15 protein-coding genes are annotated in these 12752 nt (G+C 73.8%); 9 read left to right on the forward strand and 6 right to left on the reverse strand.

The features are described 5' to 3' along the window. Window positions 1–89 precede the first annotated feature (89 nt). Together ACLBX8_RS20635 and ACLBX8_RS20640 are read right to left on the reverse strand one after the other, a co-directional pair. Window positions 90–455 carry a YybH family protein gene (locus ACLBX8_RS20635; protein ID WP_447699674.1) on the reverse strand — a complete coding sequence of 122 codons (366 nt, stop codon included), beginning with the start codon at window positions 453–455 and terminating at the stop codon, window positions 90–92. A gap of 97 nt (window positions 456–552) precedes the next feature. Continuing rightward, the gene (locus ACLBX8_RS20640) at window positions 553–996 is read right to left on the reverse strand and encodes an OsmC family protein (RefSeq protein ID WP_447699673.1); all 444 of its coding nucleotides are present in this window, start codon (window positions 994–996) and stop codon (window positions 553–555) included. A gap of 167 nt (window positions 997–1163) precedes the next feature. Here ACLBX8_RS20640 and ACLBX8_RS20645 point away from each other — a divergent pair, with 167 nt between their 5' ends. Next, on the forward strand, window positions 1164–2039 hold the full coding sequence (locus ACLBX8_RS20645) for an ATP-binding protein (protein WP_447699672.1): 876 nt from the start codon (window positions 1164–1166) through the stop codon (window positions 2037–2039). Window positions 2040–2196: 157 nt separating this feature from the next. Here ACLBX8_RS20645 and dut read toward each other — a convergent pair whose 3' ends face one another. Next, a complete protein-coding gene (gene dut / locus ACLBX8_RS20650) occupies window positions 2197–2667 on the reverse strand; it encodes a dUTP diphosphatase (RefSeq protein WP_447699671.1) in 471 nt (156 codons plus the stop codon). After that, entirely contained in the window at window positions 2664–3545 is an 882-nt protein-coding gene (locus ACLBX8_RS20655) for an HpcH/HpaI aldolase/citrate lyase family protein (RefSeq protein ID WP_447699670.1), read from the reverse strand. Before ACLBX8_RS20655 ends, dut begins: the two co-directional genes overlap by 4 nt. Before the next feature lie 113 nt (window positions 3546–3658). Here ACLBX8_RS20655 and ACLBX8_RS20660 point away from each other — a divergent pair, with 113 nt between their 5' ends. The 3 genes from ACLBX8_RS20660 (at window position 3659) to ACLBX8_RS20670 (ending at window position 5740) form a co-directional block, all read left to right on the forward strand. Beyond that, window positions 3659–4402, forward strand: coding sequence for a DUF429 domain-containing protein (locus ACLBX8_RS20660; protein WP_447699669.1), 744 nt, complete (start codon window positions 3659–3661; stop codon window positions 4400–4402). 112 nt (window positions 4403–4514) lie between these two features. Next, entirely contained in the window at window positions 4515–5030 is a 516-nt protein-coding gene (locus ACLBX8_RS20665; protein WP_447699668.1) for an NUDIX hydrolase, read from the forward strand. A 44-nt stretch (window positions 5031–5074) separates the two neighbouring features. Next, window positions 5075–5740, forward strand: coding sequence for a carbonic anhydrase (locus tag ACLBX8_RS20670; RefSeq protein WP_020094193.1), 666 nt, complete (start codon window positions 5075–5077; stop codon window positions 5738–5740). Between the two features lie 219 nt (window positions 5741–5959). Here ACLBX8_RS20670 and ACLBX8_RS20675 read toward each other — a convergent pair whose 3' ends face one another. Next, window positions 5960–6661, reverse strand: a complete 702-nt coding sequence (locus ACLBX8_RS20675; RefSeq protein ID WP_020094192.1) for a DUF4142 domain-containing protein — start codon at window positions 6659–6661, stop codon at window positions 5960–5962. 322 nt (window positions 6662–6983) lie between these two features. Here ACLBX8_RS20675 and ACLBX8_RS20680 point away from each other — a divergent pair, with 322 nt between their 5' ends. The 5 genes from ACLBX8_RS20680 (at window position 6984) to nudC (ending at window position 11169) form a co-directional block, all read left to right on the forward strand. Then, window positions 6984–8132 (forward strand): acyltransferase family protein, encoded by a 1149-nt coding sequence (locus ACLBX8_RS20680; protein WP_447715705.1) that lies wholly within the window; start codon window positions 6984–6986, stop codon window positions 8130–8132. Between the two features lie 27 nt (window positions 8133–8159). Beyond that, a complete protein-coding gene (locus ACLBX8_RS20685) occupies window positions 8160–9023 on the forward strand; it encodes a universal stress protein (protein ID WP_020094190.1) in 864 nt (287 codons plus the stop codon). Window positions 9024–9168: 145 nt separating this feature from the next. Beyond that, entirely contained in the window at window positions 9169–9762 is a 594-nt protein-coding gene (locus ACLBX8_RS20690) for a hypothetical protein (protein ID WP_244539963.1), read from the forward strand. 77 nt (window positions 9763–9839) lie between these two features. Continuing rightward, window positions 9840–10259, forward strand: a complete 420-nt coding sequence (locus tag ACLBX8_RS20695) for an HIT domain-containing protein (RefSeq protein WP_020094188.1) — start codon at window positions 9840–9842, stop codon at window positions 10257–10259. Window positions 10260–10266: 7 nt separating this feature from the next. Further along, window positions 10267–11169 carry an NAD(+) diphosphatase gene (gene nudC, locus ACLBX8_RS20700; protein ID WP_100252422.1) on the forward strand — a complete coding sequence of 301 codons (903 nt, stop codon included), beginning with the start codon at window positions 10267–10269 and terminating at the stop codon, window positions 11167–11169. Between the two features lie 67 nt (window positions 11170–11236). Here nudC and cysG read toward each other — a convergent pair whose 3' ends face one another. Next, window positions 11237–12709, reverse strand: coding sequence for a siroheme synthase CysG (gene cysG, locus ACLBX8_RS20705; protein ID WP_447715681.1), 1473 nt, complete (start codon window positions 12707–12709; stop codon window positions 11237–11239). Window positions 12710–12752: the final 43 nt, after the last annotated feature.

Genomic DNA, 12752 nt, shown 5'->3' on the forward strand with positions numbered 1-12752 from the left:
GGGTCTTCTGCGCGGCGTCGAGCGCGCGGGTCCCGCTTTGCCGCATCGCGTCCGGTGGGACAAGCGCGCGGGAGCGTCCGAGCCGGCCGTCAGCCCTTCGGCGGCGCGAGCTTCAGCTGGTCGATTGCCCAGAGCCACGTGCCGTCCGCCTGTTCGCGGGCAACCTCCACCGAGAACGCGCCGTTGGGCAGCCGCGCGAAGGTCATGGCCAGCGCGCCGTTGCGCAGCGGCGGTGGCGTTTCCGGCGCCGGGAAGTCGGATTTGCGCGCCAGCAGTTCGGCGTAGAAGGTCCGGATCTCGGCGTGGCCCGTGGCGACGACGCGACCCGCCGCCAGCACCGCGTCGGGCTCGTAGAGGGCGACGAGGCCCTCGACGTCGCCGGCATTGGCGCGCTGATTGAACAGGGCGGCGAGCGCCTCGGGGGCGCGGGCGGGCTCTCGCGTCTGGTCCGTCATGGCGTCTCCTCACTCCGGGCATTGCGGGCATTGCGGCCATCGCGGCCGTTCGGTGCTGCGGCAATGCGCCGGGCGGCCGATCTTTCCCCGACGCGCGTCATTTCAGGCGCGTGCCGTGGCGGTCGGCCACCGACACGGCGACCGGGATCCCGGCCTTCACGCTCTCCGAGACGGTGCAGAACCGCTCGAACTGCTCCAGCACCCGGTCGATCCGCGGCATGTCGGCGGCGGCGGCGCCGAGCTGGATGTGGACGCCGATCCCGGTGACGCGCAGCCGCCCTTCGGCGTTGCGCTCCACCCGGCAGGACGCCTCGGCCGCGACGCCGTGCGCGTCCTGGCGGAACTTGCCCAGGGCGAAGACGAGGCTGGCGCAGAGGCAGTTCGCGACGCCGGAGATCAGGAGCTGCTCGGGGAACGGCCCGGTCCCGCCGCCGATCGGGGGCGCCTCGTCGGTGCGCAGCGTCGGCAGGGCCGCGCTGAAATCGACCGTGAAGACGTAATCCGCGACCTGGGTGATCCGGATCGTCGGTTCCGCTTCCATCGATACTCCCCGGAGGACGTTTCGGCGCGACCGGCCGGGTATACCAACGCTCGATCCCGGTTCGCGTTCGGGAGGACCGCGCCATGCATCCGGATACGGATGATTTCCCCGGATCTTCCCCGTAGAACCGGCCGCCTGACCGACCCGCACGCGAACCCCCCGAGCCGATGACGAGCCTTGCGACCCTCGACACCCTGATGCCGCTCCTGGAGCGCATCGCCACCGCGCTGGAGCGGTCCGCGCCCGCCACCCCGCCGGCCTTCGACCCGAACGCCGCCGACGCGTTCCTATGGGGACCCGAGCGCCGGCTGACCCCGGTGCCGCAGGTGGCCCGGGTGGAGATGGGGCTGCTCACCGGCATCGACCGGGCGCGCGACACCCTGGTGGAGAACACCGAGCGCTTCGCCCGCGGCCTGCCGGCCAACAACGCCCTGCTGTGGGGCGCCCGCGGCATGGGCAAATCCTCGCTGGTCAAGGCGGCCCACGCCGAGATCAACGCCCGCCGGCCCGCCGGCAGCCTGCCGATGAAGCTCGTCGAGATCCACCGCGAGGACATCGAGGCGCTGCCCGACCTGATGGCCCTGCTGCGGCCGGACCCGCACCGCTGGCTCGTCTACTGCGACGACCTCTCCTTCGACGCCGACGACACCTCGTACAAGTCGCTCAAGACGGCGCTCGACGGCGGCATCGAGGGGCGGCCGGGGAACGTGCTGTTCTACGCCACATCGAACCGCCGCCACCTGCTCGCCCGCGACATGGTGGAGAACGAGCGCTCGACCGCCATCAACCCCGGCGAGGCGGTGGAGGAGAAGGTCTCGCTCTCGGACCGGTTCGGCCTCTGGCTCGGCTTCCACAAGTGCAGCCAGGACGAGTACCTGGCGATGATCCGCGCCTACGCCGACCGCTACGGCCTCGCCGTGGCGCCGGACCAGCTGCGCGCCGAATCCCTGGAATGGGCCACCACCCGCGGCTCGCGCTCGGGCCGGACCGCGTTCCAGTTCATCCAGGACTTGGCCGGGCGGCTCGGCAAGACGCTGGACTGAGGGGCGGCGCCGAGCTCCTGTCGTCATCCGCGTCCTGGTTGATGGCGTCGGCCGCGCCGTCTTTGCGAGCGGAGCGAAGCAATCCAGGCAGCGCCACGCTTGGCAATGTCGCGCTGCCCTGGGTCGCTTCGCTCCGCTCGTGATGACGGAGGGCGCGCTAGCGCCCGCTCGACCCGAACCCGCCGGCGCCCCGCTCCGAGCCGGGGCCGGGCGCGCCCTCCAGCACAGTCAGCGCCGGCCGCGTGATCCGCGTGAAGACGAGCTGCGCGATCCGCTCGCCCGGCTCGATCCGCACGGGCTCGGATGCGTCGCGATTCCAGGCGGAGACCAGCAGCGGACCCTCGTAATCCGCGTCGATCACGCCGGTGCCATTGCCGAGCACCAGACCGTCCCGGTGTCCGCGGCCCGAGCGCGGGAAGATCAGCCCGCACCAGGCGGGATCGCGGATCAGCACGCTGACCCCCGCCGGGATCAGGACCGCCTTCCCCTGAGGCTGCAACTCCAGGGGCGCGTCGAGGCAGGCGTGCAGGTCGAGGCCGGCCGAGCCCGACGAACCCCAGCGCGGGAAGCCCCAGCCCGGCAGGCGCGGGTCGAGCAGCCGCAGCCCGACCTCCGGCAGGTCGCTCACGCGGTCATCCGCGCGATCGCCTCGGCCATGGCGAGCGTCCGCCGGGCGGCCTCGACGTGGAGGCGCTCGACCATCTTGCCGTCTACCGCGATGACCCCGCGCTCGCGGTTCTCCGGCGCGTCGAACACGTCCATCAGCCGGCGGGCCTGCGCGATCTCCTCGGCATCCGGCCCGAAGGCGGCGTTGGCCGGGCCGATCTGGCTCGGGTGGATCAGCATCTTGCCGTCGAAGCCGAGGTCGCGGCCCTGCGCGCACTCGGCCTCGAACCCGGTCGCGTCCTTGAGGTCGGTGAACACGCCGTCGATCGCCTCGATCTCGTAGGCCCGGGCGGCGGCCAGGACGTTCATCAGCCAGGGCAGCAGGGCAGCCCGCCCCGGCGGCCGGATCCGGGAGGCCTTCAGCAGGTCGTTCGGGCCGATCACCAGGGCGCCGAGCCGGCCGTCCACGTCCCGGGCCGCGCCCGCGATCTCAGCGGCGTTCACCACCGCCATCGGCGTCTCGATCATCGCCCAGACCCGCGTCGCCAGGGGCGCGCCGAGGCGGCGCAGGCGGGAGCCCACGGCGATCAGCGCGTCGGAGGTCCGGACCTTCGGCACCAGGATCGCGTCCGGGGCGGCCGGCGCGAGCGCCACGAGGTCGGCCTCGCCGTCCTCGGTCTCCGGCGGGTTGATGCGGACCACGACCTCGCGCGGGCCGAAGCCCCGCGCGGCGACCGCGGCGGCGACCTGGGCGCGGGCCGCCGCCTTCGCGGCGGGGGCGGTGCCGTCCTCGAGGTCGATCAGGATCACGTCGGCGGGGAGCGACCGCGCCTTCTCCAGCGCCCGGGCGTTGGAGCCCGGCATCGCCAGCACGCTGCGACGGGGACGGATCTCGCTCATCACGCTTCTCCCGGGCCGGCGGCGCCCTCGGCGACGCGGATAGCTTTCCGCGCGCATCCCGGCAAGAACGCGGGCCGGAACGGCGGCCGCACGCACCGCGGCGGGGGAATGGCATGGCGCGCTGGATCGCGGGACTGGACGGCTGCCGTGGCGCCTGGGCGGGCGCGCTCCTCGACCTCGACGACCCCGACCGGCACCGCTGCGCCCTGTTCCCCGACGTCGCCGCGCTCCTCGACGCGCCGGAGCGGCCCGGCATCGTCGGGATCGACGTGCCAATCGGGCTGCCCGACCGGATAACCGGCGGCGGTCGCGGCGCCGACCGGGCCGCGCGCGCCCGGCTCGGGCCGGCGCGGGCCTCGGTGTTCCCGATGCCGCCGCGGAGCGCGGTCTACGCCCCCGACTACGCCGCTGCGAAGGCCGCCTCGCGGGCCGCGAGCGACCCGCCCTTCGCGCCGTCGATCCAGGGCTACAACATCTTCCGCTACGTCCGCGCGGTCGACACGCTCCTGCGGGAGCGCCCGGAGGGGCGCGCGCGGGTCCACGAGGTGCATCCCGAGGTGGCCTTCCACGCCCTCAACGGCGGCCGGCCGCTCGGCCTGCCCAAGAAGGGCAGGCGCGCCCGCGAGGGGCTGGACCTCCGGCGGGCGCTCCTCGCGGCGGCGGGCCTGCCGGACGCGCTGATCGGGTCCCGGGTCAAGGGCGTTCCGGAGGACGACCATCTCGACGCGCTGGCCGCCCTCGTGGTGGCCCGCGACATAAGCCTCGGACAGGCCGTGCCGCTGCCGGATCCGCCCGAGCGCGACGCCTTCGGGCTCCCCGTCGTGATCTGGGCACCGGCGCCCCGCCCGCCGTCCTGAACCGGCGCCCCGCACCTCCGCCGGGCGCGTCGACGGCCGCAACATGCTGTTTTGCACGCAGGCGCGCGCGCGGCCGGTGTCCGTCCCCGGCGCGCGCTCTAGCTCTGGCTGCATGAGCGCCGCGAACCCCCTGCCCGTCCGACACATCGCCCGCGCGATCGTCCTCGATCCGCGGGACCGGATCCTGCTCATCGCCTACACGTCGGTCCACGCGAGGGGGCCGGATGGGGCGCCGCTCCGGTTCTGGTTCATGCCCGGCGGCGGCCTTGAGCCCGGCGAGGACCACGTCACCGCCTGCCGGCGGGAACTCGAGGAGGAGATCGGCCGGGGCGACGCCGCGATCGGCCCGCAGGTCGCGGCCTGCGACGGCCCGTTCCACCTGTTCCGTCAGGCACGGGACGCCCGGGAGCGCTACTTCCTCGTCCGCCTTCCGGACGACCGCGTCGACACGAGCCGGCTCGCCGAGACCGAGGACAACCCGCTGATCGGGACGCGCTGGTGGCCGCTCGACGAGTTGCGCACCAGCGGTGAGCACGTGGAGCCGGCCGGCCTCGCGGATCTGGCCTCGGATCTCGTGGGCGGGACTATTCCGGCCCAGCCGCGCGTTCTTGCTTGGCGAGGACTTTGATTTCACTCCCGCTGTCGCGGATTTGTCTAACTGGAGACGACTTTATGTTCCCCGTCTACCTGACCGAAGGCTACCGGTCCTTCCTCCTCGACCGCTTCCCGACCGAGCGTCGGCGCTTCGCGCAGCTCGCCTCGACGCAGAATCCGGAGATCCTGGTCATCAGCTGCTGCGACAGCCGGGTCTCGCCCAGCGCGATCTTCAATGCCGGCCCGGGCGAGCTGTTCACGATCCGCAACGTCGCCAACCTCGTGCCGGTCTACCAGCCGGACGGCCAGTATCACGGCACCTCGGCGGCCCTAGAATTCGCCGTCCAGGCCCTGGAGGTGAAGCACATCGTCGTCCTCGGGCATGCCACCTGCGGCGGCATCAAGGCCTGGGCCAACAAGGCGAAGCCGCTCTCGCCCGGCGACTTCATCGGCAAGTGGGTCTCGCTCGTGGGTCAGGCCGAGGACAAGGCCGGCGATCCCGCCGCGCCGAACTACCTGACCAAGCTGGAACACGCCGTGGTCGTCCAGAGCATGGAGAACCTGCTGACCTTCCCGTTCGTGAAGGAGCGGGTCGACGACGGCCGCCTCGAGATCCACGGCGCGCATTTCGGCGTGGCCAGCGGCTCCCTGCTGGTGCGCGATCCGCAGTCTGGCGAGTTCAAGCCGCCGATCGACACGACCGGCCAGTCGGTCCGTTCCGTCGCCGCCATCGCGTGCGAGTGAGCGCACGGCGCGGGCGCTGAGATCCGGGGCCGGTCGGCCGGTCCCGGATCCGATGATGCTGGGACGCGCCGGCGCGGCGCGTCCGCGAAGGTCGTTCGCCGCGGTCGGCCAGCGATCATCCTGGCTCGAACAGCCATCGACATGAGAAAGGCGGCGGGCTCGCGCCCGCCGCCTTCTCGTTCGGCCCGGCCGAGGCCGGGCCGCCGAAGTCCGTGCCGCTTACATGGCGCCCGGGAGACGCTCGGCCTGCTGCAGGTGCATCTGCAGGGCCGGCAGGGCCTGCTGGGCGTAGTTGCGCAGGGCCGGGTTCGGGCCGCCCTGAGCGTAGGCCTGGGTCATCGCGATGGTCATCTGATGGGCCTGGATCTGCTGCGACGCGTACAGGCGGTCGAAGCGGGCGCCGGCCGGGGCGGCCGAGAGCTGGGCCAGCATCGCCTGCTGCTCCGGGTTCGGCGGGACGATCGTCGAGGCGCCGGTCGCCATCACGTCGCCGCGGCCGATCTGGCCACCCGCGGCGGCGCCGCGCGCCGCGCCGGCACCCGCGCCCTCGAGGCCGCCGACCGGGCCGCCCGCCAGGGTGCCGCCGACCACGCCGGTCGCCGCGCCGACGCCGGCGCCCACGGCGCTGCCCGCCACCGCGATCGGGGCGGTGACCAGGCCACCGAGGCCCGGATCGCCGGCGACGCCGTTCATCTGGCCGCCGGCCAGGGCGACGTTGGCGGCGCGGTGGTCACGGAGCACCTCCTGGGCGTAGGAGCGGATGCGCGGGTTGCGCGACTTGGACAGGGCGATCTGCGAGGACTGGATCTCGAAGGCGTTCGCCTGCATCGACTGCATGCGGAAGTCGTTGGCGCTCTGGGCCATGGCCGGGGTCGACAGCGCCAGGACGAGCGCGGACGCGGCAGCGTAGTTCTTCAGCATCGGGACCTCTGTTCGAGATGGGCACGCGAACCGCGGAAGGACGCCGCATGTGCAGCACGGACGCCTCGGCAGACGACGTCGCAGGCAACTCGGAGCCGGCGGGTTCGCGAATTGGTCCGTCAACGAGGCTATCGGCTTATGGTTCCTGCCGTTTTCGCATCGGACAACACGGTTCCCGAGCGGATCTAATCCGGCGCGCGTGCCCTCTCGGTGGATCCCGCAGGATGCCTATCGCGCTCGTCCGGGACGGTGGCCTCGGCGGGTGGGTCCTTCCGGCCGCACCTCCGGGCAGGGCTCGAAGCGCGACGCGCGCGGGCAGCCCGTGATCGTCGTCGCCGTCCAGATCCTCCGCGCCGCCGCCGCCCTCATGGTGGCATGGCACCACGCGCGGCACGAGGCGGGCCTCCTCGCTGACCGGGGCGCCGGCCCGGCGCTCGATCCCGCGACGCTGCTGCCCTGGTGGGGCGGGGTCGACCTGTTCTTCGTGATCTCCGGCTTCGTCATCGTCCATGCCGGCGGCCGGCTCGCGGGCAGGTCGGGCGGCCGCGCCCGCTTCCTCGCCCACCGGGTCGCCCGGGTGGTGCCCCTCTACTGGCTGGTGAGCCTGCTCTACCTCGTCCTGGCGCTCGCGCGGCCGGACCTCCTGGGCGAGGCCGCCGCGCTGGTGCGCGACCCGGTCGCCCTCGCGGCGAGCTTCCTGTTCTGGCCGGCGGCCCGCCCCGACGGCACCGTCCAGCCGCTCTACGGCCTCGGCTGGACCCTGAACTACGAGGCGGCCTTCTACGCACTCTTCGCCGCGGGTCTCGGCTTCGGGCGGCGCGGCGCCGTCGCGTGGCTGTGCGGGAGCTTGGCCGTCCTCGTGGCGGTCGGCGCCCTCGTGCCGGGCCTGCCGGTGCCGCTGCGCTTCTGGTCGGATCCGATCGTACTCGAATTCGCCGCCGGCGCCGGTCTCGCCCTCGCCTGGGGCGCGGGGTTCCGGCCGGCCCTCCCCCTGCGGGTCGGGCTCGCGGTGCTGGGCGTGCTGGGGCTGATCCTGGCCGCGCGGGTGCTCGCGGGTCTCGGCGAGGCCGACGGGTTCCTGCGCCCGCTCCTCGTCGGCGGGCCGGCCGTCCTGCTGGTGGCGGCCGCCCTCGGGCCGCCCCGCGACGCGGCCGCGGTCGCGCGGCTGCCGTCCCCCGTGCGCGGGCTCGTCGCGCTCGGCGACGCGTCCTACGCCCTCTACCTCGTGCACCCGTTCGCGCTGCGCCTCGTGCGCGAGGGGCTGCTCCGGCTCGGCCTTGCCCCCGCCCTGCATCCCTGGGCCAGCATGGCGCTGATGCTCGCGGCCAGCGCCGCGGCCGCGCTCGTGGTCCACCGCCTCGTCGAGCGGCCCCTGACCCGGGTCCTCCGGAGCAGGCTCGATCCGGGCGCGCCGCAAAAGCGTGTGCGCGCCGTGCCGGGCCCGGTTCCACCGCGCGGCCGGGCGGATTAGCCTCGCGTGCCCGAGGAGGAGGCCAGCATGAAGACCCTGCTCGTACCCGTCGCGATGCACGACGCCCTGCCCTCCGTCTTCGAGACGACCCGGCTGGCGGCCACGCGCTTCGGCAGTCTGATCGAGGGCGTGTCCCTGCGCCCGGCGCTAGCCGAGTACGTGCCGGTCGACATGGTCGGCGGCATGACGTGGCTGCGCGACGAGGAGGCCGACCGGGCCGAGGCCGAGGAGGCGGGCGGCCGCTTCGTGGCCTTCATGGACGGCGCCGGCATCCCGCGGCACGCCCGCGACGGGCTCTGCATACCGGACCGGGTGCCGGATGCCGGACCGCGCTACCGCTGGCGACAGGACGTCCCCACCGGCGACGCGTTCCTCGGGCAGTACGCGCGGCTGTTCTCGGCCACGGTGGTCGGGCGCCCCGGCACGACCGACAACGCCCCGCGCATGACCACGTTCGAGACGGCCCTGTTCGAGAGCGGCCGCCCGATCCTGCTGGCGCCGCCTACGGCACCGGCCAGCCTCGGTGACGCCGTAGTCATCGCCTGGAACGGGTCGACCGAGACCGCCCGGGCGGTGGCTTTCGCGATGCCGTTCCTGCGGCGGGCCGAGCGGGTGCTCGTGCTCAGCGTCGAGGGCGGCATGGTGCCGGGCCCGACCGCGCAGGATCTCGCCCAGGCCCTGGCCTGCGAGGGCGTGGACGCGTCGCACCGGGCCCTGCCGGCCGGCCGGCGGGTGCCCGGCGAGACCTTTCTGGCGGAGGCGAAGGCGTTCGGCTGCGATCTTCTCATCAAGGGCGCCTACACCCAGAGCCGCCTGCGCCAGATGATCTTCGGCGGCGTCACCAGCCACGTTCTCGCCCACGCCGACATGCCGGTGCTGATGGCGCATTGAACGCTCCGCGAGCCCGGCCGACGGATTGCGGCACCGCACGTCCTTCGGCGCCGGGAACCCTGCCCGGTCCCCGGCGTTCGGGTCCCGCAGCCGGACGGCACACCGATTGTCCACACGCTCGGAAAGGAGCCCCGTGAAGAGCCCCGTGAGACGTCTCTTCCTCGCCGGCCTTCTGGCGATCGCGACCATCCCCGCCGCCCGCGCTGAGCCGGCGACCGTCCGGTTCCGCGGCACCGTGGTCCAGGCCGATTCGGAGCGCGTGGAGATCCGCCGCACCAGCGGCAGCACCCTGGCCGTGCGGATGGGCCCCCGGACCCGCATCTACGCGGTGAACGGCGCCAGCCTGCGGGCGATCAAGCCGGAGAGCTACGTCAGCGTCCTCGGTGCGTCCGATTCCGAGCCGCGGCAGGCGACCGCCGTGACCCTGTACTCTCCGTCCGAGCGCGGGTTCGAGGCCGGCAGCCAGCCCTGGGACACCGCGCAGGGCGCGCGCCTCACCGCCGGCTGGGTGGCCGACGTGCAGCGGGGCGCGCCGATGCGTCTGACCCTCGCCTATAACGGCGGCCAATCGTCCTTCGCGATCCCCGACGACACGCCGGTGACGCAGTTCTCGCCTGGTGAGAAGGCGATGCTCCAGCGGGGCGCCGCCGTGACGATCTTCGCGCGCCCGGACGAGGCCGGCGGGCTGATGGCGGGGACGATCGCGGTGGGCCGCCAGGGCGTCGTGCCGGGTCTCTGAGCCGATCGGGCCGCTGCGTCACCGACGGCGCAGCAAACCCGCGCGCCGACGCGGAAGCTGCACTACACCGGTCGGCGATGACCGAGCCCGCCTTCACCCTCGACCCGCGCCTGTCGGCTGACACCGCCGAAGTGGGCGACCTCGCCCTGTGCCGCGTGCTGCTGATGGACGATGCCCGGTTCCCGTGGCTGATCCTAGTGCCGCGCCGCCCGAACCTAACCGAGATCACCGACCTCTCCGAGACCGATGCCGCGGCGCTCTGGAAGGAGATCCGCCTCACCACGGGGGTGATGCAGGCCCTGTCCAAGCCCGACAAGGTGAATGTCGGCGCCCTGGGCAACGTAGTGTCGCAGCTCCACGTCCACGTGGTCGGCCGCTTCCGGTCGGATCCCGCCTGGCCGGGGCCGGTCTGGGGGTTCGAGACCCGCAAGCCCTACCCGCCCCACGCCCGCGCCCAGCTCCTCGAGCGCGCCGGCGCCCTCTTCTCCGCGGCCTGACCCTCGCATGACCGATCCCCGCGACACCCTCGGCTTCGTCCGAAACCGCCTCGACCGGCACTCGGCCGAGCAGCCCGAGGAGGCGGTGCCCGCCTTCGACACGCCCGAAGCCCGCCTCGTGCTGATCTGCGGCGACCGGATCGTGCTGCGCGGGGAGACCGCACTGATCGCGGTCGCGGAGGCGGCGGACCTCGCCGGCGAGATGCGCATCTTCCTCGGGCACCGGGACGGGCAGCCCGTCTTCGCCGCCGCCGCGCCGGCCGAGGCCGCGGAGCGCTTCTCCGAGGGGCCGACCCGTACCCTCGACCTGAGGTCGATCGCCACCGACTCCGCCGTGGAGGCCGAGGAGCTCGGCCTGCTCGCCGTGGCCAAGTCCATGCTCGACTGGCACGCCCGCCACGGCTTCTGCGCCAATTGCGGCACCGCCACCGTCTCGAAGGCCGGCGGCTTCCGCCGGGAATGCCCGAGTTGCAGCGCCCACCATTTCCCCCGGGTCGACCCGGTGGTGATCATGCTGGTGCGCCGGGGCGACACCTGCCTGCTCGGCCGGGGTCCGCATTTCCGGCCGCACATGTATTCCTGCCTCGCGGGCTTCCTGGAGCCCGGCGAGACGATCGAGGACGCGGTGCGCCGCGAGGTGTTCGAGGAGACGCAGATCCGCGTCGGCGCCGTCACCTACCGGACGTCGCAGCCCTGGCCGTTCCCGTCATCGCTGATGATGGGTTGCGCCGCCGAGGCGCTCGACGAGGTTATCGTGACCGATCCCAGCGAGCTGGAGGATGCGCGCTGGTTCAGCCGGGCCGACGTCGCGGCCATGCTGGCGGGAACGCATCCCGAGGGGATCCTGGCGCCGCCGCCCATGGCGATCGCCAACTACCTGATGCGCGCCTTCGTGGCCGGCGAGACCTGATCCGGATCAGCCGGACGCGCCGGAGCCGCTGATCTTCAGCTCCCCCGCCGCGCCCGTGCCAGCGGCCTCAGACCGCCACGCGGGCCTGCTCCGCCTGGGCCGGGAGCGCGCCCCGCATCTCCGAGAAGGCCTCGCCCACCATCAGCAGCGCCGGACCGTCGAGGCCCGCCGCCTCGACCCGGTCGGCGAGGTCGGCGGCCGTGCCGCGCAGGGCCTGCTGGTTCGGGCGGGTGGCGTTGAACACCAGCAGCGCCGGCGTCGTGGGCGCCAGCCCCTCCTCCACGGCGCGCGCCAGCAAGGCCCGCAGGGTCCGCTTCGGCATGTAGACGACCGTGGTGACGCTCGGATCGGCGAGAGCGCCCCAGTTCAGGTCGTCCGGCAGCGCCCCGCGGCGGTCGTGGCCGGTGACGAACTGGAGCCGGCGCGCGGCGTCGCGATGGGTCAGGGACAGGCCGAGGGACGCCGCCGCACCCTGCGCGGCCGAGACGCCCGGCACCACGGTCACCGGGATGCCGGCGGCCCGGCAGGCCTCGATCTCCTCGCCGGCCCGGCCGAAGACCAGCGGGTCGCCGGATTTCAACCGCACCACCTGCTTGCCGGAGCGGGCGAGCTGCACCATCAGCGCGTTGATGTCGTCCTGGCGGCAGGACGGGCCGTGGCCGGTCTTGCCCACCAGCATGGTGCGGGCCTCGCGGCGGGCGTAGTCCAGGATCTCGGGCGCGACGAGGTCGTCGTAGAGGATGACGTCGGCGTTGCGCAGCGCCCGCAGCGCCTTGAGCGTGAGCAGCTCCGCGTCGCCGGGGCCGGCCCCGACCAGCGTCACGGCGCCGCCCTTCGGGGCGGTCTCGGTCTCGCCGAGCAGCTCGGCGAGATCCCGGTCCGACGGCGCCCGGTCGGGCTCCGCGAAGGCCCGGTCGGTGAAGCGCTCCCAGAAGAACCGCCGGTCGGCGAAGCCGTGGAAGCGGGCCGTGACGCCGTCGCGCCAGTCGCGGGCGGCCGCGACCCAGCGACTGAACCCGCGGGGCAGCATCGCCTCGATCCGGGCGCGCACGGTCTGCCCGAAGACCGGGGCCGCGCCCTCGGTCGAGATGCCGACCACGAGCGGCGAGCGGTTGACGATGGCGCCGAACTTCACGTCGCAGAGGTGTGGCCGGTCCACCGCGTTGACGATGGCGCCGGCGCCGCGGGCGGCCGCCACGAAGGCGACGCACTCGGCCTCGTCCTCCATCGCGCCGATGCAGAAGGCCGCGCTCCAGAGATCGTCCGGGCTCCAGGGGCGTTCGTGCAGGACCACCTGCCCGTCGACGATCTCGCCCGGCACGGCGCGCAGTTCCTCGCCGGGCTCGGGCGCGTAGACGTCGACATGGGCGCCGGCGGCGGCCAGCACCTTCACCTTCCAGGGGGCGCCGCCGGACGAGCCGGCGAGCACCACCCGCTTGCCGCGCAGGGGGACGAAGACGGGCAGCACCGCCAGCGGCTCCAGGCCAGCGGCCTTGGTCTCGCGGGGGGCGCGGGCTGCGCGCAGGGGGGTCTCGGTCACGGGCCTGTCCTGAATCGTCCTGATCCGGCCGGTCCCGACTGCC

The organism is Methylobacterium sp. D48H (assembly GCF_053345715.1).